Source organism: Amycolatopsis heterodermiae, assembly GCF_034929455.1.
Taxonomy (GTDB): domain Bacteria; phylum Actinomycetota; class Actinomycetes; order Mycobacteriales; family Pseudonocardiaceae; genus Amycolatopsis; species Amycolatopsis heterodermiae.
This window is the reverse complement of the sequence record NZ_JAYFSI010000006.1, coordinates 289,057-311,180: the sequence shown is the minus strand read 5'-3', so window position 1 is coordinate 311,180 and position 22,124 is coordinate 289,057. Positions and strand designations below refer to the sequence as shown.

Here is a 22,124-nt window from a genome sequence, read left to right as displayed (position 1 = left end):
CTCCGCGTTCGTCAAACCGAACGCTAGGTTCTCGGAACGGCCGTGTCAACGCCCGGTCGGCAGCACCGGGTGCGGCCGGCCGTCGAGCCGCTCGTCCGCGCGGTACTGCAGCAGCAGCACCGAGTGCACCGGTGCCTCCAGCGCGGTGTAGCAGTGCGGCTCGCAGGCGTCGAACGCGACGTAGTCGCCGGGGCCGACGTCGACCGTCCTCCCGGCCACCTCCACCCGCAGGCTGCCGGTCTGCACGACGGTGTGCTCGATCCCGACGTGCCCCTGCGACTGCTGCGGCGCGTCCCCGCGCACGACCTGGTCGTAGACCTCGAAGACGCCGTCGCCGGCGTCGATCCGGCGCAGCGGGCGCAGGTCGACGCCCTCCCCGCGCAGCACCTCGACGTCCGCCCCGCGCACCACCGTGAGCGCGCCGCCCGCGCGGTGGTCGAGCAGGTCGGAGATGGCCACCTCGAGCACCCGCGACAGGCTGAACACGGTCTCGATCGTCGGGTTGCCGCCGCCCGACTCCAGCTGCGAGAGCGTGGCCTTCCCGATCCCCGACCGGCGAGACAGCTCGGACAGCGAAAGCCCCCGGGCCGTCCGCGCGGCCCGCAGGTTGACCGCCAGCATGTCCCGGATCGACGGCGTCCCGTCCTCCACCGCAGCGTCCCTTCGTTCGGCAAACCGTACGATCGGCGGCGCACATCGTTCGCTTTACCGATCGACGGCCATCATGCCACGCGGACCCAGGCCTCGACCTCGTCGGCGGTCGAAGGGAACGAAGAGGACAGCAGGTCGTACCCCGACGCCGTGACCACGACGTCGTCCTCGATGCGCACGCCGAGGCCGCGCAGCTCCGGCGGCACCGTGCGGTCGCCCGCGTGGAAGTACAGGCCGGGCTCGACGGCCAGCGCCATGCCCTCGGCCAGCGGGCCCAGCCGGTAGGCGGCCGGGCTCGCGGCGGCGCAGTCGTGGACGTCCAGCCCGAGGAAGTGGCCGGTGCCGCAGACGATGTACCGCCGGTGGTGCTGCCCGTCCGGCGCCAGCGCCTCGTCCACGGACACCGGGAGCAGGCCCCAGTCGTGCAGGCCCCCGGCCAGCACCTCCAGCGCCCTCGTCTGGAACGCGCCGAAGTCGTTGCCCGCGCGAACCTCGGCGAGCGCGGCGAGATGGGCCGCGTGCACCAGGCCGTAGACGTCGCGCTGGGCCGTCGTGAACGCGCCGGACACCGGGAAGGTGCGGGTGATGTCGGCCGTGTACAGCGAATCCAGCTCGACACCGGCGTCCAGCAGCACGACGCTGTCCTCGGCCACCGGCCCGTCGCAGCGGGTCCAGTGCAGCACCGGCGCGTTCCGCCCGGCCGCGACGATCGACGTGTACCCGGGCCCGGTGCCCTCGGTGCGGGCGCGCCGGTCGAACGTGCCCTGCAGCCAGCGTTCCCCGCCGCCGCGCACCGCCTCCGGGAGCGCGGCGAGCACGTCGGCGAAGCCGCGGGCGGTGGCGTCGACGGCGGCCCGCAGCTGGCCCACCTCCCAGTCGTCCTTGATCCGGCGCAGCTCCGCGAGGACCGTGCGCAGCCGCTCGCTGTGGCCCTGCCCGTACGCGTCGAGCACCGGGTCGACCCCGGCGGCGACCAGCACCTGCGGGTGCCGTCCGCGCAGGCCGCGCGGCAGGTCCTCCAGCGGGCGGCACTCGAGGCCGAGCGCCTCGGCGTACGCGGCGGGCGTCGCGGCGGAGCCGACCCAGAGCGGGCTGGTGTCGGCGTCGCCGATGAAGTCGGTCTCGTCCGGCTCGGCCGGGCGCGGGACGTAGAGCGTGGCGTGGTGGCTGTCGCCGGCCGGGGTCAGCACCAGGATCGCGCCTTCCCGCTGGCAGCCGGTGAGCCAGACGAAGTCGCTGTCGGCGCGGAAGCCGTGGAACGTGTCGTTGGACCGCACCACGGCACGCCCGGCCGCGAGCGCGATCCGGTGCCCGGGCAGCGCCGCGGACAGCCGGCCGCGGTGCGCGGCGGCCGCCTCGGCAGCGCCTTCCGGCACGTCGACGGCGTCCGCGGCGGGCTCCCAGCCCTCGCGGAACCAGCTCCGGAACCCCTTCGCGCCCAGCAGCGCGCGCAGGTCGGGCCGCGTTCGGTCGCCGGTCATCGGCTCCCCCTCCACCTCGTCGGAAGACATGCGAGCCCAGCCTCACACCGCGCGCGCCCGGGAAGTCATGGCCCGCGGCGATAGACTCCGGCTATGGCCCTGGAGATCCGGCAGCTGCGGGCGATCTGCGCCATCGCCGAGGCGGGCAGCCTGTCGCGGGCGGCCGCCGCGCTGGGCATGTCCCAGCCGTCGCTGACGTACCGTAACATCCGGGCCTTCGCCCCGGGCCGGGGGCTCCGCCACCCGGAACCCCCGCAAAGCCGCTGTGCTGCAGCGGTTCGAACGGCAGATCGGCACGAAGCTGTTCGTCCGCAGCCACACCGGCGTCACCCCGACCCCCGCCGGCGAGCAGACGCTGCGCCGGGCTTTGGTGCTGCTGCTGGACTTCGACCGGTTCGAGGCCGATCTCCTCGGCGTGGCCGGCACCGGCCCGCTCCGGCTGGGATCGTCGCAAATGGACTGTCTCCCGACGTTCGTCGAGCGGCTGGACGACGCGCTGCCCGGCCTCGAGGTGACCGTCCACTTGGAACCGTCGAGTGCGGTGCTGGCGCGGTCGCTGGCCCGCGCCACGCTCGACATCGCCGTCATCGCCATGTCGGACGACCAGGAGGTGCCGCTGGCGAAGCACCTCGGGCACCGGGTGCTGCTCCCCTGGGTCCCGGTCTTCGTCGGCCTGCCCGCGCGGCACCCGCTGGCCGGCCGGGACGACGTCGACCTGGCCGACCTCGCGGACGAGGCCTGGATCGGGCCGCCCGGCCCCGAGGACGGTTCGCTGACGTCGCTGCGCGCGGCCGCCCACCGCGCCGGGTTCACCCCGCGGATCCGCTTCGAGTGCCCGAACGGCGGCGGCCGCCCGCTCATCGCGGCCGGTGACTGCGCTGGGCAGCTCGAGCCCACCGCACCCGAGCTGCCCGGCATGGTCGTGCGCCCCTTGAAGAACGACCCGATGCGCCTGCGGCTCGTGCTGGCCTGGCGCAAGGAACGCGTGACCTGGGACCAGGCCGAGCAGGTCTACCGCGCGGCCATGACGTCCTACACCCGCCACGCGATGGCGTCGGTCCCGTTCCGGTCGTGGTGGACCCGGCGGCGGGACGAGCGGTCCTGGGACAGCCTGGTCGGCTACTTCGGCGAAACCGGCTGAGTCAGAGGTCGAAGTCCTCGGGCCGCAGCCCGTCGAGCTCGGCACGGAAGCGGGCGACCTCGGCCTCGGTGTCGAGCGCGTCGGCCGCCGGGCTCTCGGCCTCCTGCTCCTCGACCTCGAGCTGCACCGACGCGACGTCGAGGACCTCCTCGGCGACCCGGATCGGCGCGCCCTGGCGCAGGCCGAGCGCGACCGCGTCGCTCGGGCGGGCCGAGACGCGGGTGCCGTCCACGAGGACGAGGTCGGCGTAGAAGATGCCGTCGCGGACCTCGGTCAGCTCGACCGCCGCGACCCCCTGGCCGAACGCCGAGAGCACGTCGCCGAGCAGCTCGATCGTGCCCGGCCGCGGCTGCTCGATCTGCTCGCGGGCCCGGACCAGGGCCTCGGCCTCGCCGTACCCGATCATGATCGCGAGCCAGCGGCGGGCGCCGTCGGGCTCCCGCAGCAGCATCAAGGGGGCCTCGCCCGGCACCGGGACGGCCATCCCCACAACCTCGATCGGGATCACGCTGACCACCGCACCCTCCGTGTAAGGACCCTCCGCGCGCGAAGTACCCAGAAAGTCCGGGTTCACACCCTGCTTTCGGCCGCTACTTTTTCACCAACTCGGCCTACCCCGTCCGACCACCCGAAACGTCCGGTTCTCCTCCGCTGCGGACAACGCCGGAGCCCCTTGTCCGGCGGCACCGGCCGCTGTCACCGTCACCAGTGTGGAACCGACGATTTCGCGCAGCATCGACGTGCCCGTGGACGCGGGCACGGTGTGGTCGTGGGTCACCGACCTGCCGCGGATGGGCGAGCTGAGCCCGGAGAACATCGGCGGCCGCTGGCTCGACGGCACCGGCCCGGCGCTGGGCGCGCGGTTCCGCGGCCGCAACCGCAACGGCGCGCTGCAGTGGTGGACGCGGGTGCTGGTGGTCACCTGCGAGCCGGACCGCCGGTTCGCCTTCGACGTGCGGACGCCGCTCGGCTCGCGCGTGTCGCGGTGGGAGTACGTGCTGACGCCGACCGCGACCGGCTGCGTCGTCACCGAGAACTGGTACCGGATCGGCAGCTGGGTCGTCCGGAAGTTCATGGGCCCCAAGGTCACCGGCCGTGTCGACCGGCCCGGGTACAACGTCGAGTCGATCGAGCACACCCTCGCGGCACTCAAGGCGCGGGCGGAGCTGCGGGCCGCGGCGTGAGCTAGGTCGCTCCGAACTGCTCAGTCTCTTGTTTAAACCCACTCTCCCGGCTAGGTTGCTTTTTCAAACCTAGGAGGGACATGCCCGCCACCGCGCCGAAGCCCGGCCTCGTGCTGCTGGTCGTCTCGACGGCGGCCTTCCTGGCCAGCCTCGACACGTTCATCGTCACCATCGCCTTCCCCGGCATCCGGGCCGCGTTCCCGGGCGACGACCTCGCGACGCTGTCGTGGGTGCTCAACGGCTACACGGTCCTGTTCGCCGCCTGCCTCGCGCCCGCCGGGCGCCTCGCCGACCGCTACGGCCGCAAGCGGCTGTTCCTCATCGGCGTCGCGGTGTTCACGCTCGCCTCGGCCGCGTGCGCGGTCGCGCCGTCGATCCCCGTGCTGATCGCCTTCCGCGCGGTGCAGGCCATCGGCGCGGCGCTCGTCATGCCGACGTCGCTGGCGCTGCTGCTGACGGCGTTCCCCGCGCACCGGCGCCCGATGGCGGTCGGCGTCTGGGCCTCGGTGGGCGCGGCGGCCGCGGCGCTCGGCCCGCCGGTCGGCGGCCTGCTCGTGGAAGCGTCGTGGCGCTGGGTGTTCCTGGTGAACCTGCCGATCTGCGCGGCGACGCTGCTGGCCGGCCCTCGCGTGCTGCGCGAGTCGCGCGACACGAGCACCGGCGTCCCGGACCTGCTCGGCGCGGCCGGGCTCCTGGTCGGCGTCGGCGCGCTGGCCTACGCGCTGGTCGAAGCGCCCGACCACGGCTGGGGCTCCCCCGCCGTGCTGCTCGCGTTCGCCGTGGCCGTCGTCGCGCTGGCCTGGGTGCCGCTGCGGTCGGCGCGCCACGCCGTGCCGGTGCTGGACCTGCCCGCGCTGCGCGTCCCGACGTTGTGGCTGGCCTGCGTGACCACCGGGGTGTTCGCCGCCGGGTTCGCCGCGATGCTGTTCGGCAACGTCCTGTTCCTGACGTCGGTCTGGCACGACTCGGTGCTGCTCGCCGGGCTGTCGCTCGCGCCGGGACCGCTGATGGTGGTGCCGGTGTCGATCCTCGGCGGCCGGTTCGTGCACCGCTTCGGGCCGGGCCCGATCGTCGCGCTCGGCGGCGTCTCGTTCGGGCTGGGCGTGCTGATCTGGTTGCTGCGCATGGATTCCACGCGCGACTACGCCGGCGCGATGCTCCCCGGCCAGCTGCTGACCGGGATCGGCGTCGGCCTGATCCTGCCGTCGCTGTCCGGCGTGGTGGGCACGGTCCTGCCGCCCGCTCGCTGGGGCGCGGGGTCGTCGATGGTCAACACGACCCGCCAGATCGGCACGGTCCTGGGCGTCGCGGTTCTGGTCGCGATCTTCGCGGGCACCGCGGACCTGACGGACTTCCGCCGCGGCTGGCTCCTGATCCTGGCCACGGCGGTGGCGACGTCAGCCGGCGGCCTGCTGATCGCGGCGCGGCGCCGGACCGACCACCACGTCGAACCACCCAGCCCTGCCGCACCTGTCGTGAGTGTTTAGGGCGGTTAGAACCGCCCTAAACACTCACGAGACCCAGGCACGGTCCAACGCCGCGAGGCCCTCGTCGATCCTCTCCAGGGGGATCGCGCCGTACCCCAGCACCAGTCCCCGCCCGGGATAGCCGCCGCAGAGGTCGGAGAGCGTCTGGACTTCCGCGCCGGCCAGGGAAGCGCGGGCCGCGACGGGCTCGAGGTCGTCGTCGGCCAGGGCGCACAGGTGCAGGCCCGCGGCCGACGGGACCAGCCGCAGGCGGCCGGCGAACACCCGGTCCAGCGTCGACGTGATCCGCTCGTGCCGCTCGGCGTAGACCTTCGTCGCGCGGCGGATGTGGCGGGCGAACAGGCCTTCGTCGACGAACCGGGCCAGCGCCGCCTGCGCGGGCAGGTCGCCGTGCCAGTCCGAGAGCTGGCGGGCGTGGCGCAGCGCGTCCCGCAGCGACGCCGGCGCGACCAGGAAACCCAGGCGCAGCATGGGAAGCAGCGTCTTGGAGAACGACCCGACGTACGCGACCCGGCCACCGCGGTCGAGGCTCTGCAGCGGTTCCAGGGGCCGGTCGGAGAACCGGAACTCGCTGTCGTAGTCATCCTCGACGATCACCGCGTCCGCCCGCTCGGCCCAGGCGAGCAACGCCGTGCGCCGGGCCAGCGACATCGGCGTGCCGAGCGGGAACTGGTGGGACGGCGTGACGTACACCAGGCGCGTCCGCGGCGGCAGCGCGGCGACGTCGAGGCCTTCACCGTCGACGGGCACTCCGACGACTTCCGCTCCGTGCGACTGGAAAAGCAGCTTCGCGAGCCGGTAGCCCGGTTCCTCGACGGCCACCCGGTCCCCCGGTTCGAGCAGCACCCGGCACAGCAGGTCGAGCGCCTGCTGGGCACCCTGGGTGACGAGCACGTCGTCCGCGCCCGCCCGCACCGAACGCGAGACGCCGACGTGCCGGGCGATGGCCGCGCGCAGGCCCGGGTGGCCGGCCGGGTCGACGTAGTGCGCGAACCACGCGGCGTCCCGCAGCTCCCGCGCGAGGAACCGCCGCCAGGTCTCGAGGGGGAACAGCCCGGCGTCGGGGATGCCGACGCGGAAGTCGTAGGCCGGGACCTGCGTCACCGGCGCGACCGGCGGCGGCAGCGAACGCCACACAGCCTTCGGCTGGGGCCCGGCACCCGAAGGCGCCTTGCGGGGTTTCGCCCGGGCGGGCAGCTCGGCGCACACGAACGTCCCGGCGCCGACGCGCCCGGTGAGGAAGCCGTCGGCGGTCAACCGGTCGTAGGCCACCGCGACGGTGTTGCGCGAGACCGCCAGCCGCCGCGCCAGCTCACGGGTCGGCGGGAGCCGCTCCCCCGCGCGCAGCCTGCCGTCGAGCACGGCGTCACGCAGCTGCCGGTAGATCCGGACGCTGAGGTCGCCCCGCCCGGCGAGACTCACGTGGAAGTCCATCCGCCGAGGCTACATTGGCCCAACCAACCAGACCACAATTGGATCTGGGATCGGGCCAAGTCTCGATCTACCGTTACCCCCATGACAGTGACTCTGGACCGCCCCGCGAAGGCCCCCAAGACGGCGCCCGGCCGGTTGCTCGCGGCCGCCCAGCTGGCCGGCTCCCTCGGCGACGGCGCGTTCCTGACCTGCTCGGTCCTGTTCTTCACGCGGATCGTCGGCCTGACGCCGGCCCAGGTCGGGCTCGGCCTCACGCTCGGCTGGGCCGTCGGCTCGGTCGCCGGCGTGCCCCTCGGCCACCTCGCCGACCGCCACGGCGCCCGCGGCTCCGCGGTGCTGCTGGCCCTCGCGACGAGCGTGTCGATCCTCGCCTTCCTGGTCGTCCGGTCGCCGCTGCTGTTCGTCCTGGCCGCGTGCCTCTACGCCAGCTGCCAGACCGGCCTCGCCGCCGCCCGCCAGGCGCTGCTGGCCGCGCTCGCCGACCCGGAGCACCGCACCCGCATCCGCGCGCAGCTGCAGTCGGCGGGCAACGCCGGTCTCGCCGTCGGCGCCGGGCTGGGCGGGCTCGCGCTGTCGGCCGACACGGCGTCGGCGTACCTGACGGTCTTCGTGCTCGACGCCGTGACCTTCCTGGTCACCGCGGCGATGCTCTTCGCGCTCCCCTCCGTCACGACTTCGGCGCCGCGGGAGGGCGAGCCGAAGCTGGCCGTGCTGCGCGACCGGCCGTACGCGGTGGTGACGCTGCTGAACGCGATCCTGTTGCTGCGCATGCCGTTGCTGAGCGTCGCGATCCCGCTGTGGGTCGTGGAACGCACCGCCGCGCCGGGCTGGACGGTGTCCGCGCTGTTCGTGCTCAACACCGTCGTCGTGGTGCTGTTCCAGGTCCGGGTCGCGGGACGGCTGGCGAGCATCGGCTCGGCGGCGCGGATGGTCCGCCGGTCCGGCGTGCTGCTGTTCGCCTCTTGCGTCGCCTTCGCGCTGTCGGCGTCGGGCACCTCGCCGTGGGTCGCGTTCGCCGTGCTGGTCGTCGGCGCGCTGGTGCAGGTGTTCGGCGAGATGCTGCAGTCGGCGGGGACCTGGGAGATCGGCTTCGCGCTCGCGCCGGCCGACAAGCAGGGCCAGTACCAGGGTTTCTTCGGTACCGGGACGTCGGTGGCCCGCGCGATCGGCCCGGTGCTGCTGAGCACGGTCGTCATCGGCTGGGGCCTGCCGGGCTGGCTGCTCATGGGCGCGATCTTCCTGGCCGCGGGCTTCGCCATGGGGCCGGCGGTGCGCTGGGCTAGGACTTCAGCTGGCGCGCGTTGAGCCCGTACTGCGCCATCTTGCGGTAGAGGGTCGCGCGGCCCATGCCGAGCCGCGCGGCCGCGTGCACCACCGTCGTGCCCGGCTCGGACAGGCAGCGCACGATCTCGTCGCGTTCCAGGGCCTGCAGCCGGCTCAGCCGGTGCCCGACGCCGGTGAACACCTCGGCCGGCAGGTGCTGGGTGTCGACGACGTCCGATCGCGCGGCAGCTTCGCGCATCACGCGCCGAAGCTGCTTCGCGTTCTCCGGCCAGTCATAGGCCATCAGCGCCCGCGACGCCGCGGACGTGAACGTGACGTCGCGGCCGCGGTCCCGCCGGGCGAAGTGGTGGGCCAGCGGGAGGACGTCGTCGGGGCGGAACCGCAGCGCCGGCACCTCGACGACCCGGTCGACCAGCGGGCTCAGCGCCGCGGGCAGCGCGCCCGCGTCCTCGGCGGTGAGCACGAACGGGACCAGCCCGCCCGCGGCGCGCGCCTCGGCGAACAGCCGCGCCAGCTCCCCCGCCGCCCACGCGGGCAGCGCGTCCACCCCCGACACGATGACGCACGTGTCATCCTTGGTCAGTTCGGGCGTCCAGAGCGTGAGCCACGTGTCGACGTCGTCGGGCGCGGGCGGGCGCGCGTTGAGCACGCGGTCGCGGGGCCGCACCGCCCGGTGCGCGAGCGAGGCCAGCGCCGTCTTGCCCGCTCCCGGTTCGCCGACGACGGCGACCACCCGGCCACCCGCCAGCGCCGCCCGCGTCTCGGCGAGCGCGGTGGTCCACGCGGGTGAGAGCCGTGGCAGGGTCCCGGGGTCGACGCGGTCGGCGTAGACCCGGAACACCTCGCCGCGCGGGGTCGGGCGGGCGATCCGGCCGGACGCGCGGGCCAGCATCAGCGCCGCGGTGTTGCCAGCGGCGGCCTGGGCCAGCGCCAGCAGCAGCTCGGACGACTGCTCCGACCACGTCGTCAGGTTGACGCTCCCGGCGAGCGTGCCGGTGAGCGGGTCCAGCACCGGCACCGCCGCGCAGGTGTACCCGCGCAGGTCGGTGCAGTAGTGCTCCCCGGCGCGCACCAGCGACGGCGCCCGGTCGGCCAGCGCCAGGCCGAGCCCGTTGGTGCCCGCGTTGCTCTCGGCGTAGTAAAAACCGGGCGCGAGGTACACCTTGTCGAGTGAGCGCGTCATCGAGACGTCCGTGCAGAGGCGGTTCAGCACCAGTCCTTCGCTGTCGGTGATCATCAGGCTGATCGGCTCGTTGGCCAGGGTCGTCTGCAGGCCGCGCAGCACTTCGGTGCCGCATTCGTAGAGCAGCGATCCGGTGTCGACCGCGCCCGAGAACACCGGCAGGACCTCGTCCTCGGGCACGCCGTAGCGCTCGCTGCGCCGCCAGGACGCCCGCAGCCGGGGCGCGAACGACCGCGTGACGTGCACCTGCGGGTGCTCCACCTCGGCCTCCCGGGACGTCGGACTCCCTGACGCTACGTCCGCCGGGAGCGTTCGCCTGTCTCATATCGAGACACCACGAGGGTCCCCGACCGGGGTCCGCGTGCCTACCGTCGCCAGCACGGGCCAACGGAGGTCACGGACGCGGAGGACGCACATGTACAGCAAGGACGGCGAAAACTACTTCATCGTGGACGCCCACGTGGCGCTCTGGGACGCGCGCCCGGAGAACCAGCGCAACATCCACGGCAAGCAGTTCATCGACTGCTTCTACGACTACCACCGCAACCTCAGCCCGGAGTCCGAGGTGTGGCCGTACGAGGACTACCTCTACCAGGGCGGCGAGCGGCTGCTGAAGGACCTGTTCGAGGACGGCTACGTCGACCACGCGATCTTCCAGCCCGCCCACCTCGGCGCGTTCTACAACAACGGCTTCGGCCAGACCGAAGAAGCCTTCGCGCTGGCGCAGAAGCACCCCGGCAAGCTGACCTACAACCACAACTTCGACCCGCGGCTCGAACAGGCCGGGCTCGACCGGTTCAAGAGCGACGCCAAGCGCTTCGGCCTCAAGGGGGTCAAGCTCTACACCGCCGAATGGCAGGGTGATTCGCGCGGGTACAAGCTGAACGACCCGTGGACGTACAAGTACCTGGAAGCCTGCCAGGAACTGGGCGTCAAGAACATCCACGTCCACAAGGGACCGACGATCCGGCCCCTCGATCGCGACGCCTTCGACGTCGCCGACGTCGACCACGCCGCGACCGACTTCACCGACCTGAACTTCGTCGTGGAGCACTGCGGCCTGCCGCGCCTGGAGGACTTCTGCTGGATCGCGACGCAGGAGCCGAACGTCCACGCGGGCCTCGCGGTGGCGATGCCGTTCATCCACACCCGGCCGAAGTACTTCGCGCAGATCGTCGGCGAGCTGCTGTACTGGCTGGACGAGGACCGCATCCAGTTCTCCAGCGACTACGCGATCTGGACGCCCAAGTGGCTGATCGAGCGGTTCGTCGACTTCCAGATCCCGGAGGACCTGCCCGAGTACGCGCCGCTGACGGTGAACCAGAAGAAGAAGATCCTCGGGCTCAACGCGGCGAAGATGTACGACATCCCGGTGCCCTCGGAGCTGCAGCTCGCGCCGATCGAGACCCAGGCCGTCTCGGTGGCCTGAGGTGGACGCCCACACCGCGCTGGACGCGGTTCTCGACCCGGAGCTCGACGAGCCCATCACCGACCTCGGCTTCGTGCGTTCGGTCGACGTCGACGGCGGGCGCGTCACCGTCCACTTGCGACTCCCGACGTCGTTCTGCGCGCCGAACTTCGCCTACCTCATGGCGTCGGACGCGAAGGACGTGCTGACGGCGCTGCCCTGGACGACCGAAGTGGTGGTCGAACTCGACGACCACCACGACTCGGACCTGATCAACCGCGGCCTCGCGGCGGACGCGGGCTACCGCGGCACGTTCGGCCACGAGGCCGAGGAGGACCTCGAAGAGCTGCGGCAGACGTTCCGCCGCAAGGCCCACCAGGCGGCGATGGAACGCGCGCTGACGGTGCTGGTGCGCGCGGACGAGCACGTCGACCTGCACGCGGTGACGCTCGCCGACCTGCCTTCGGCGCCCTCGTCCGAGGCGCTGTTACGCCGTCGCGAGGCGCTCGGGCTTTCGCTCGACCCGTCGTCGCCGGTGCTGGTCGACGAGCACGGGACGCCGTTCCCGCCCGAGGAGATCCCGCTGCGGCTGCGGTTCGCGCGGTCGGTCCGCATCTCCATCGAGGGCAACGCGCACTTCTGCCGCGGCCTGCTCCGTACCCGCTACCCGGAGTCCACAGTAGAGGCTTCCTGAGAGCGCCCCAATGTGGCGTTGGGTGCGTCCAACGCACCCAACGTGGCGTTCGGTGCGTCAGATGCACCCAACGCCACATTGGGGCGCTTTGGGCCTTACTGGCTGGGAGGGGCTGCCGGGGCCTGGTGCAGCGAGAGGTCCGGACCGGCGGCGGTGTCCTGGGCCCAGGACCCGGACGCCGCCGTCCACGTCTGGCCGGCGAAGCTCACCTTGTCGATGCCCAGTGCCTCCGCGCGGCCGACCAGCCAGCTCGCGTACGTCCAGCCCTGGGCGGCCGGGTGCGCTCCGCTCAACCGTGAAGTGCCCAGCTCCGCCGTGGCCGCGGCCGCGATGTCCGCGGGCGGCGCCAGGGTCAGGTTGCGGCAGGTCAGCGACGCCGGGAACTGGCCGTTGAACGCCGCCGCCATCGCCCGCGACTGCGGCTCCCACTGCGCGTATGCGTCCGGGGCGCCCGAGCGCTGGATGGCCTGCGCCGCCTCGGTGATCGGCATCGTCTCCCAGCCCGGCAGCTTCTCGAGCTTCTCGTAGAACGCCGTCGACGCGTAGACCGGGTCACGCAGCTGCGCGACCGTGCCCCAGCCCTGGCTGGGCCGCTGCTGGAACAGCCCGACCGAGTCGCGGTCGCCGCCCTCGAGGTTCTGCAGCTTCGACTCCTGCAACGCCGTGGCCAGGGCGATCGTCGCCGCGTGCGGGGCCAGGCCCAGCTTGGTGCCGACGGCCGAGATCTTCGCGGCGTTGTCCATCTGCTCCGGCGTGAACGTGACCGTCGTCGCGTTCTCCCCCGGGGGCGTCACCGTGCACCCGGGCGTCCGGACCGGGCTGCGCACGAGCACCGACACCACGACGATCCCCGCCGTCAGCACGACGACCGCCCCCAGGAAGATGGCCACCTTCAGGCCACATCCACGCACACTGCCTCCCCGTCACCCGTTCGCACCAGTCTGCCCTGTCGGAAGACGCGGGGCGCGGGCCGGGGTTCAGTCGCCGGTACCGAGGAAGATCGGGTTGGACATCGCGACCATGGCGTTGGGCATCGTCGTGTTCGGGCCGCCCGACGGGCGCCGGACCTCGACGCGCACCCAGCGGCTGTAGCGGGGGTAGGTCGTCCACGTGACGGTCGCCGCGCCGGAGTCGCCGATCGTCTCGGTGTGCTCCGGGCCGAGCTGGTCGAGGAACGTCACCGTCGTGCCCGGCACGCCGCCGACCGCCGCGCTGACCGTCACCGGCGTGCCGATCCCGGCCGGGAGCCGGTCGCCGATGCCCGCGGTGCGGCCGCCGCCGGAGACCGTGAAGTCCAGCTGGACCGCCGACGACTCGGCCAGCCACGACCGGCCGGCCTTCAGCCCGGCCAGGAGTTCCTTGCGGCGCAGCCGATCGGCGTGGACGACGGTGTGCGGCAGCGCGACGCGCTGGTCCGGGTTGTGCGCGTCCGAGTCGCCGATCGCCGGGATGAACCGGCCGCCGCGCAGCAGGCCGTCCCAGTGGATGACGCTCGCCTCGTCGTCCTGGGTCCACGGCCCGTTCCACACCTCGACGAGGTCGGCGATCTCGTAGGCGAACTCGTACGTGCAGCCGAAGCAGTTGGCGAACGGGTGCGCGGCGGTGACCAGGCCGCCCGCGCGGTGCACCTGGTCGGTGAACCGGCGGAAGTCCTGCGGGTCGGCCGCGCGGTAGCGCCAGTCGATCCAGGTGCCGGCGGGCAGGCCGATCGCGGGCCAGTGCCCGGACCGCGTCGTCACCTCTTCGCCGTTGAGGATCAGCAGGTCGTCAGTGGCGTGCGCACCCCACTGCAGCTGCGCGCTGGAGGTGTTGTGGTCGGTCGAGACGATGAAGTCCAGGCCCGCGGCGCGGGCGTCGGCGACCAGCTGCTCCGGGGTGCGGCGGCCGTCGGAGTGCACGGTGTGCAGGTGGCCGTCGCCGCGGTACCAGGCGCGGCCCCTCTCGCGGGCGGGCGCGGACTCCGGCGCCGGGTTCGGCTTGAACGGCGCGCCGTCGGGGCCGAAGGTGAGCGTGATGTCCACCTTGTAGTTCAGGCCCTGCGGCGCGACGGTGTACGGGCCCAAGATGACGTGCCAGCGGCCGGGCTTGACCGGCCCGGCGAGGTAGCCGGGCGTCGCCTCGGACGCGCTGATCGAGAACCGGTCGCGGAACCCGCCGGACCAGCCGCGGAACCCGCGGGCGTTGCCCAGGTCGTGCCCCTCCGGGCCGAACATGCCGATGTCACAGGCGTTCCCGCGGGTGCCGGCGGGCACCTGCGGCTTGTCGTAGGAGTACACGACGTCGATCTGCTCGACCCCGCGCGGGACGTCGACGGGCAGGTAGTACCAGTCCGGGATGTCGGGCCGGAAGGTGCCGGTGACGGTCTGCGTCCGGGTACCGCCGGCCTGCTCGGCGAACGCGACGCCGGGCAGCATCCCCGCGGCCGCGGCCAGCCCGCTCGCCCGGAGCAACGTACGCCTGCTGACATCCATGCCGACCTCCGCATCAGTGACGGCCCGACGCTAGGACAGCAACGCGAACGCGGACAAGAACCGGCGGTGAACTCTTCACCTCCCGGCCCGCACGGCGACAACTCTCACCAACGCGGCGAGCCCGAGCCGCGTCACGTCGAAGGCCGGCGCCCACTTCACGAGGCTGTTCCACAGGACGAACTCCCCGGCGGACCACGAGCACCCCGAACCCGGCGCCTTCCCACAGAGGCAGCGCGGCCGAGGTGTCTTTCGCAGGCATGGCCGTTCCCTACCTCTATCTCTACCTAGCCATGGTAGAGTAAAGGCATGGGTGCCCGGACCGGACCACGGATGACACTGCCGACGCAACTGGTGCTGCGCGCGTTGCTCGCCGAGCCCGCGCGAGAGATGTACGGGCTGGAGATCTGCGCTGTCGCCGAACTTCCCAGCGGCACGATCCACCCGATCCTGGCCCGGCTGGAAGGCATCGGCTGGCTCGAAAGCCGCTGGGAAGACGTCGACCCGCGCGAAGCCGGACGGCCGAGGCGCCGCTTCTACCGCCTGAGCCCCGACGGCGCGGCCTCGGCACTGACCGCGCTGGCCCGCGCGGACGCCGCCGCGGCCAAGCTCGCCGGCCGGCGTCTGCGGCCCGGACTCGCCGGCGGTGCCGGATGAGACGCCGCCACACCGACCAGGACGTCGCCGACCTCGCGCTGGCCCGCCGGCTCGAGGACACCCTGGACCGCGCTCGCGCCAAGAAGGACAACGCCGAAGAGCTGGCCACGGCCCGGCGGCTGGCACACATCCTGTCCAACAACCGTGCCTTGGCCTTCGCCCCCAACCGGGAGCTCACCCGCCGCCTGGCCAACAGCCTCGACCTGGCCTGCGACCTGGCCGCCGCCTCGGACGTCGACACCGCCCTGCACCTGGCTTGGGCCGCGGAGGGCACGGCCAGGGCGGCGCTGCGCGCGGAGAACACCCTGGACCAGGCGGCGACCACCGTCGAAGCCGTCCACGCGGCACGGGCCATGGCACTCGACGCCCGCCGCGCGCGGGCCGAGCTGTTCCGGCGGCTCGAGTTCGCCCGCACCTTCGCCTGGCCTGCCGACGGCGATCCCGTCGGCGAGGCGCGCGTCACGGTCGCCAAGGTCATCCGGCAGCTGGCGCGGGACACGACCGCGGTCATCTCCGGGCGGCCCGGCCTGGTCTGCCGCAACGTCCTGGGCCTCGCGCTGCAAGTACTGCCGCGCACCCACCGTCCCCGCTTCGAAGAGGAGTTCCGCAGCGAGCTGGCCGAGCTGCCTCGCGGGCGCCAGATCCGCTACGCGGCAAGGCAACTCGCCCATTCCTTCGCGCTGCGGCGGTACCTCGTCCGCGCCGCCGCGGCCGAGCACGGACGGAGCTGACCGTGGCGAACAGCGCCGACAACGCCTACACCGCGCTCGTGCGCCACGTCGTGGCCGACGGCGCGCGCACCGCCAGAGCCGCGGCGCTCATCCTCGTCCTGACGGTCGCCGTGGCCGGCGTGGTCGCGACGGTGGCGCTGACTGCGGGCGGCCTCGGCGCCACCTGCCTGGGCGGTGTCACGCTGGCCGGCACCGCCCTCCGCGCGTTCCGGCGGCGGTGAAAACGGAATTTCAGTCCTCCGGCGTGTGAACCGGGTGTATCCGGGGCACTAACCCGTGACACCTGTGCTCGGGGAGAACGCCCGTTCCGAGGGAGGACCGCGATGACCTTCGACTTCGTCAGCCGCTGGATGGGCCGGCATCGCGAGCGGCCCGGGGTCACCGTGGACCTCGCCTGCGGCGGCCGCGTCACCCTGCGTGAGATCGACGGGCGGCCCGTGCTGGCCATCACCACCGCGCCCGGGCCGGACGGGCGGTGCAGCGTAGCCGCCGTGCCGTTGTCGGAGGCCGAACGCCGGGAACTGGGGCAGGTACTGGAGTCGGACGTGCTGCTGGCCTCCTGAACATAGGGGTGGCAACCAGATGTTTTCCTAGTCACCCCCGGCGTAGGGTTCCCCGTGTGCTTTGTGGCAGTCCTCGCGAGAATCCGGCGCCGCGCGGTGTGGCGCCGGTCGCTTTTTGTCGGGTTCCCACAAAGCATCGCCTCCGGCATGCGCCATGCCGGACATTGGCCAGCCCGTCGGTCATCGACCAGGGTGTAGGCAGGTGCAGGCGACGCCCCGGGGCAGGTGCGTCGCCTTCTGTGCGTGGGTACTTGGGAGGCTCAGCCGGTGTTCAGTCGTGTCGCCATCGTCAACCGTGGAGAAGCCGCAATGCGGCTGATCCACGCCGTCCGGGATCTCTCCGCGGAAACCGGGGAGCGGATCGAGACGGTCGCCCTCTACACCGACGCGGACCGCACCGCGACCTTCGTCCGCGAAGCCGACGTCGCCTACAACCTGGGCCCGGCCTCGGCGCGGCCCTACCTCGACCTCGCCAAGCTGGAGCAGGCGCTGGTCGACACGAAGGCCGACGCCGCCTGGGTCGGCTGGGGTTTCGTCGCTGAGGACCCCGCCTTCGCCGAGCTGTGCGAGAAGGTCGGCGTCACGTTCGTCGGCCCGAGCGCGGACGCGATGCGCAAGCTCGGGGACAAGATCGGCGCCAAGCTGATCGCCGAAGAGGTCGGTGTCCCGGTCGCGCCGTGGAGCCGCGGCGAGGTCGCCACCCTCGAGGACGCCCTGCGCGCCGGCGACGAGATCGGCTACCCGCTGATGCTCAAGGCAACGGCGGGCGGCGGCGGGCGCGGCATCCGCATGGTGGCCTCCGGCGAAGACCTCGCCGACGCCTACGAGCGCACCAGCCAGGAAGCGCTGCGCGCCTTCGGTTCCGGTGTCGTGTTCCTGGAGCGCCTGGTCACCGGCGCCCGGCACGTCGAGGTCCAGGTGATCTCCGACGGCGGGACGGCGTGGGCGCTGGGCGTGCGCGACTGCTCGGTGCAGCGCCGCAACCAGAAGATCATCGAAGAGTCCGCCTCCCCCGTCCTGGGCCCGGAGCAGACGGCCGAGCTGAAGTCCTCGGCCGAGCGGCTCGCCGTCAAGGTCGGCTACCGCGGCGCCTGCACCGTCGAGTTCCTCTACCACCCGGGCGAGAAGCTGTTCGCCTTCCTCGAGGTCAACACCCGGCTGCAGGTCGAGCACCCGATCACCGAGATCACCACCGGCACCGACCTGGTCAAGCTGCAGCTGCACGTCGCCGGCGGCGGCAAGCTCGAAGGCGGGCAGCCGGCCGAAAGCGGCCACGCCGTCGAGGCGCGGCTCAACGCCGAGGACCCCGACCGCGACTTCGCCCCCTCCCCCGGCCGCATCGCCCGGCTGGCCCTGCCCGCCGGCCCCGGCATCCGCGTCGACACCGGAGTCAGCGAAGGCGACACGATCCCGGCCGACTTCGACTCGATGATCGCGAAGATCATCGCCTACGGCCGCGACCGCGACGAGGCGCTCGCCCGGCTGCGCCGCGCGATGGCCGAGACCATCGTGATCATCGAGGGCGGCGCCACCAACAAGAGCTTCGTGCTCGACCTGCTCGACCAGCCCGAGGTGATCGACGCCAGCGCCGACACCGGCTGGATCGACCGCGTCCGCGCCGAGGGCCGCCTGGTCACCCACCGGCACTCCGCGATCGCGCTGGCCGCGGCCGCCATCGAGGCCTACCAGGACGAGGAAGAGGTTTCCGTCCAGCGGCTGCTGACCACCGCGTACGGTGGCCGCCCGCAGGTGCAGCACGAGTCCGGCCGCCCGCTGGACCTCAAGCTGCGCGGCGTCGGCTACCGCGTCACCGTGGCCCGCTGCGGCCAGAAGCGCTTCCGCGTCGGCATCTCGGGCGGCGGCGACGTGCACCCGGCCGACGTGGAGATCGACCGGTTCGACGCCCACAGCGGCCTGATCGTCGTCAACGGGCAGCGGTTCCGGTTCATCTCCGCCACGCACGGCCCGATCCACCTGGTCGAGGTCGACGGCGTCACCCACCGGATCAGCCGCGACGAAGGCGGCGTCGTCCGCTCCCCCGCGCCCGCGCTGGTCGTCGCGACGCCGCTGTCGGTGGGCGACGAGGTCGAGGCGAACGCGCCGATCCTGGTGCTCGAGAGCATGAAGATGGAGACGGTGCTGCGCGCGCCGTTCCGCGCCCGGGTCCGCGAGTGCCCGGTGTCGGTGGGCAGCCAGGTCGAGACCGGCGCCCCGCTGATGCGGCTCGAGCCGCTGGCCGACGGCGCCGAAGAGGAAGCGGCCGCCGAGACCGAGACCGTCGAGATCGAGCTGCCCGCCGTGCCGTCGGGCGTGTCGGCCGAGGCCCGGGTCGAACGCGGCCTGCAGGACCTCCGCAGCCTGTTGCTGGGCTTCGACGTCGACCCGGCCGAGCGCAAGCGCGTGCTGTCGGCCTACCTGGCCGCCCGCGCCGAGCTGGGCGCCCGCCCGCTCGAGGGCGAGCGCGAGCTGCTGACCGTGTTCGCCGACCTGTCCGAGCTGAGCCGCAACAAGCCGGGCGGCGAGCTCGACACCGAGCCGGGCAGCCCGGTGCACAGCGCGCGGGAGTTCTTCCACAGCTACCTGCAGAGCCTCGACGTCGAGCGCGCGGGCGTCACCGAAGGCTTCCAGGCCAAGCTGAAGAAGGTCCTGGGCCACTACGGCGTCACCGACCTCGACCGCACGCCGGAGCTGGAAGGCGCGGTCTTCCGGATCTTCCTGGCGCAGCAGAGGATGTCGTCGGACGTCGCCGTCGTCTCCGAGCTGCTGCGGCAGTGGCTGGCCGGCGCCCCGCCGCTCGAGTCGGACAGCGAGCGCGCCGGGCTCACCCTGGAGCACCTGGTCGAGGCGACGCAGGTGCGCTTCCCGACGGTGTCGGACCTGGCCCGCGGCGTGGTGTTCCGCTGGTTCGCCCAGCCGCTGCTGCGCCGCAGCCGCGCCCGCGTCTACGCCGCGGTCCGCGACGAGCTGCGTCACCTCGACCGGAACCCGGACGCCCCGGACCGCGCCGAGCGGATCCAGACCATGGTCGCCAGCGCCGAGCCGCTGGTCCGGCTGATCGGCCAGCGGATCGGGCGGCCCGGCCGCGACCAGGCGCCGCTGCTGGAGGTCGTGACCCGCCGCTACTACGGCAACCGCGGCCTGGCCGAGGTCACCGCGCGCGACGCCGCGGGCTGCCGGTTCGTCACCGCCGAGCACACCGGGCGCCACGGCGTGACGCGAGTGGTCACCACCGCCGTCGACATCGCCGCCCTGCCCGACGCGATCGGCGCGGTCGGCACGTTCGCCGCCGACGTCCCCGAGCGCGGCCTGGTCGCCGACCTCTACGTCACGTGGGAGGGCCAGCCGGACGCCGACGCGATGGCCGTGCGGCTCGGCGAGATCCTGGCCGGGCAGTCGCTGCCCGCCGGGGTCCGCCGGATCACCACCACCGTGGCCGGCACCAGCGGCGCGGTGATGCACCACCACTTCACCTTCCGCCCCGACGGGGCCGGCTTCGCCGAGGACAGGCTGATCCGCGGCCTGCACCCGATGATCGCGCAGCGCCTGCAGCTGCAGCGGCTGCGCGAGTTCGACCTCACCCGGCTGCCGTCGTCGGACGAGGAGATCTACCTCTTCAAGGCCGTCGCCCAGAGCAACCCGGCCGACGAGCGGCTCATCGCGATGGGCCAGGTCCGCGACCTGACGCCGCTGCGGGAGGCCGACGGCCGGCTGGTCTCGCTGCCCGCGGTCGAAGACGCGATCACCGCGTGCCTCGACGCGATCCGCAACATCCAGGCGCAGCGGCCGCAGAACAAGCGGTTCGACACCAACCGGATCATGATGTACGTCTGGCCGTCGACCGAGATCACCCCGGAAGAGCTGAACACGCTGGTCCAGCGCATCCTGCCGACCACGGCGGGCGCCGGGCTGGAGGAGGTCCAGTTCCTGGCCCGCCAGCGCGCCCACTCCGGTGAGCTGACCGAGATCGCCGTCCGGATCACCCTCGACCCGGGCAACGGCGCGCGCCTGCACGTCGGCGCACCGACCGACGAGCCGCTGCAGCCCCTGGACGACTACCGCCAGAAGGTGCTGCGCGCGGCGCGGCGCGGCAACGTCTACCCGTACGAGCTGACCGGCCTGCTCTCCGGGACCGACGGCAGCTTCGTCGAGCACGACTTCGACGAGGCCGGCGCCCTGGTGCCGGTGGATCGCCCGAAGGGCAAGAACTCCGCCGCGATCATCGCGGGCGTCGTGACCACGCCGACCGAGCGGCACCCCGAGGGCGTCACCCGCGTCGTGCTGCTCGGCGACCCGACGAAGGCGCTCGGCGCGCTGTCGGAACCGGAGTGCTCGCGGGTCATCGCGGCGCTGGACCTGGCCGAGCGGATGCAGGTCCCGCTCGAGTGGTTCGCGGTGTCCGCGGGTGCCCGGATCTCGATGTCCTCGGGCACCGAGAACATGGACTGGGTCGCCGCGGCGCTCAAGCGGATCGTCACATTCACCCAGGACGGCGGCGAGATCAACGTCGTGGTCGTCGGCATCAACGTCGGCGCCCAGCCGTACTGGAACGCCGAAGCGACGATGCTCATGCACACCAAGGGCGTCCTGATCATGACGCCGGACTCCGCGATGGTGCTCACCGGCAAGCAGGCCCTGGACTTCTCCGGTGGCGTGTCGGCCGAGGACAACTTCGGCATCGGCGGTTACGACCGCGTGATGGGCCCGAACGGCCAGGCGCAGTACTGGGCGCCGAACCTGACGGCCGCCCGCGACGTGCTGATGGCGCACTACGACCACACCTACGTCGTGCCGGGCGAGACCGGCCCGCGCCGGGCCACCTCGAACGACCCGGTGGACCGCGACGTCTCGCCGTACCCGCACGCGATCGTCGGCAGCGACTTCAAGACGGTCGGGGAGATCTTCTCGGCCGAGCACAACCCGGACCGCAAGAAGGCGTTCGACATCCGCACCGTGATGCGCGCGCTGTCGGACCAGGACCACCCGGTGCTGGAGCGCTGGGCGGGCATGGCCGACGCCGACACCTCGGCGGTGCAGGACGTGCACATCGGCGGCTGGCCGGTCTGCCTGGTCGGCATCGAGTCGCGCTCGGTGCCGCGCCGCGGCTTCCCGCCCACCGACGGCCCGGACGCCTACACCGCGGGCACGCTGTTCCCGCGGTCGTCGAAGAAGACCGCGCGGGCGATCAACGCCGCGTCGGGCAACCGGCCGCTGGTGGTGCTGGCGAACCTGTCCGGGTTCGACGGCTCGCCGGAGTCGCTGCGCAAGCTGCAACTGGAGTACGGCGCGGAGATCGGCCGGGCGATCGTCAACTTCGACGGCCCGATCGTGTTCTGCGTGATCTCCCGCTACCACGGCGGCGCGTTCGTGGTGTTCTCCAAGGCGCTCAACCCGAACATGACGGTGCTGGCGCTGGAAGGCTCGTTCGCCTCGGTGCTGGGCGGCGCCCCGGCCGCGGCGGTGGTCTTCTCCGGCGACGTCAACAACCGCACGGCGACCGACCCGCGGGTCACGGAGCTGCAGGCCAAGGTGTCGGCGGCCAGCGGCGCCGAGCGGGCGGCGCTGAACGCCCAGCTGGCGGAGGTCCAGTCCGCGGTCCGCGCGGAGAAGGTCGGCGAGGTGGCCGCGGAGTTCGACCGCGTCCACAACATCCAGCGCGCGGTCGAGGTCGGCTCGGTGGACGCGATCATCAGCGCGGCGGAACTGCGGCCGCGCATCATCGAGTCGATCGAGCACGGCCTGAAGAAGTAACCGATCCCGC

18 protein-coding genes and 1 pseudogene are annotated in these 22,124 nt (G+C 72.8%); 12 read left to right on the top strand and 7 right to left on the bottom strand.

Annotated elements, in window-relative coordinates:
* Positions 1-45 precede the first annotated feature (45 nt).
* Positions 46-651: a helix-turn-helix domain-containing protein gene (locus tag VA596_RS26385; protein WP_323330842.1), complete on the bottom strand. Its 606-nt coding sequence runs from the start codon at positions 649-651 to the stop codon at positions 46-48.
* A gap of 71 nt (positions 652-722) precedes the next feature.
* Complete coding sequence (locus VA596_RS26380; protein ID WP_323330841.1) at positions 723-2,132, bottom strand: aminopeptidase P family protein; 1,410 nt, start codon at positions 2,130-2,132, stop codon at positions 723-725.
* A 93-nt stretch (positions 2,133-2,225) separates the two neighbouring features.
* Here VA596_RS26380 and VA596_RS50700 point away from each other — a divergent pair.
* Positions 2,226-2,291, top strand: a pseudogene (locus VA596_RS50700) (hypothetical protein); the annotation flags it as partial.
* A gap of 106 nt (positions 2,292-2,397) precedes the next feature.
* A complete protein-coding gene (locus VA596_RS26375) occupies positions 2,398-3,273 on the top strand; it encodes a LysR family transcriptional regulator (protein ID WP_323330840.1) in 876 nt (291 codons plus the stop codon).
* A 1-nt stretch (position 3,274) separates the two neighbouring features.
* On the opposite strand, the gene VA596_RS26370 is transcribed toward VA596_RS26375, so the two are convergent.
* Positions 3,275-3,790 carry a bifunctional nuclease family protein gene (locus VA596_RS26370; RefSeq protein WP_323330839.1) on the bottom strand — a complete coding sequence of 172 codons (516 nt, stop codon included), beginning with the start codon at positions 3,788-3,790 and terminating at the stop codon, positions 3,275-3,277.
* Positions 3,791-3,983: 193 nt separating this feature from the next.
* Here VA596_RS26370 and VA596_RS26365 point away from each other — a divergent pair, with 193 nt between their 5' ends.
* Positions 3,984-4,457 (top strand): SRPBCC family protein, encoded by a 474-nt coding sequence (locus tag VA596_RS26365; protein ID WP_323330838.1) that lies wholly within the window; start codon positions 3,984-3,986, stop codon positions 4,455-4,457.
* An 80-nt stretch (positions 4,458-4,537) separates the two neighbouring features.
* Entirely contained in the window at positions 4,538-5,944 is a 1,407-nt protein-coding gene (locus VA596_RS26360; RefSeq protein ID WP_323330837.1) for an MFS transporter, read from the top strand.
* A 24-nt stretch (positions 5,945-5,968) separates the two neighbouring features.
* Here VA596_RS26360 and pdxR read toward each other — a convergent pair whose 3' ends face one another.
* The gene (gene pdxR, locus VA596_RS26355; protein WP_323330836.1) at positions 5,969-7,378 is read right to left on the bottom strand and encodes a MocR-like pyridoxine biosynthesis transcription factor PdxR; all 1,410 of its coding nucleotides are present in this window, start codon (positions 7,376-7,378) and stop codon (positions 5,969-5,971) included.
* Positions 7,379-7,459: 81 nt separating this feature from the next.
* Here pdxR and VA596_RS26350 point away from each other — a divergent pair, with 81 nt between their 5' ends.
* Positions 7,460-8,683 carry an MFS transporter gene (locus tag VA596_RS26350; protein WP_323330835.1) on the top strand — a complete coding sequence of 408 codons (1,224 nt, stop codon included), beginning with the start codon at positions 7,460-7,462 and terminating at the stop codon, positions 8,681-8,683.
* Here the strand turns inward: VA596_RS26350 and VA596_RS26345 are convergent.
* Positions 8,658-10,106, bottom strand: coding sequence for an AAA-type ATPase lid domain-containing protein (locus VA596_RS26345; RefSeq protein WP_323330834.1), 1,449 nt, complete (start codon positions 10,104-10,106; stop codon positions 8,658-8,660). The genes VA596_RS26350 and VA596_RS26345 overlap by 26 nt on opposite strands.
* 154 nt (positions 10,107-10,260) lie before the next feature.
* Here VA596_RS26345 and VA596_RS26340 point away from each other — a divergent pair, with 154 nt between their 5' ends.
* On the top strand, positions 10,261-11,274 hold the full coding sequence (locus tag VA596_RS26340; RefSeq protein WP_323330833.1) for an amidohydrolase family protein: 1,014 nt from the start codon (positions 10,261-10,263) through the stop codon (positions 11,272-11,274).
* Between the two features lies 1 nt (position 11,275).
* Positions 11,276-11,947 carry an iron-sulfur cluster assembly protein gene (locus VA596_RS26335; protein ID WP_323330832.1) on the top strand — a complete coding sequence of 224 codons (672 nt, stop codon included), beginning with the start codon at positions 11,276-11,278 and terminating at the stop codon, positions 11,945-11,947.
* Between the two features lie 95 nt (positions 11,948-12,042).
* Here VA596_RS26335 and VA596_RS26330 read toward each other — a convergent pair whose 3' ends face one another.
* A complete protein-coding gene (locus tag VA596_RS26330; RefSeq protein WP_323330831.1) occupies positions 12,043-12,837 on the bottom strand; it encodes a hypothetical protein in 795 nt (264 codons plus the stop codon).
* 87 nt (positions 12,838-12,924) lie between these two features.
* Positions 12,925-14,418 (bottom strand): CehA/McbA family metallohydrolase, encoded by a 1,494-nt coding sequence (locus tag VA596_RS26325; protein WP_323330830.1) that lies wholly within the window; start codon positions 14,416-14,418, stop codon positions 12,925-12,927.
* A gap of 330 nt (positions 14,419-14,748) precedes the next feature.
* Between VA596_RS26325 and VA596_RS26320 the strand changes: the two genes are divergently transcribed.
* The 5 genes from VA596_RS26320 to VA596_RS26300 all read left to right on the top strand — a co-directional run bounded on the left by VA596_RS26320 (position 14,749) and on the right by VA596_RS26300 (position 22,114).
* Positions 14,749-15,072: a PadR family transcriptional regulator gene (locus VA596_RS26320; protein ID WP_323330829.1), complete on the top strand. Its 324-nt coding sequence runs from the start codon at positions 14,749-14,751 to the stop codon at positions 15,070-15,072.
* On the top strand, positions 15,069-15,803 hold the full coding sequence (locus VA596_RS26315) for a hypothetical protein (RefSeq protein ID WP_323330828.1): 735 nt from the start codon (positions 15,069-15,071) through the stop codon (positions 15,801-15,803). Before VA596_RS26320 ends, VA596_RS26315 begins: the two co-directional genes overlap by 4 nt.
* Positions 15,804-15,805: 2 nt before the next feature.
* Complete coding sequence (locus VA596_RS26310; RefSeq protein ID WP_323330827.1) at positions 15,806-16,024, top strand: hypothetical protein; 219 nt, start codon at positions 15,806-15,808, stop codon at positions 16,022-16,024.
* 102 nt (positions 16,025-16,126) lie between these two features.
* Positions 16,127-16,366: a hypothetical protein gene (locus VA596_RS26305; RefSeq protein ID WP_323330826.1), complete on the top strand. Its 240-nt coding sequence runs from the start codon at positions 16,127-16,129 to the stop codon at positions 16,364-16,366.
* Positions 16,367-16,633: 267 nt separating this feature from the next.
* Entirely contained in the window at positions 16,634-22,114 is a 5,481-nt protein-coding gene (locus tag VA596_RS26300; protein WP_323330825.1) for an ATP-binding protein, read from the top strand.
* The last annotated feature ends 10 nt before the right edge of the window (positions 22,115-22,124 follow it).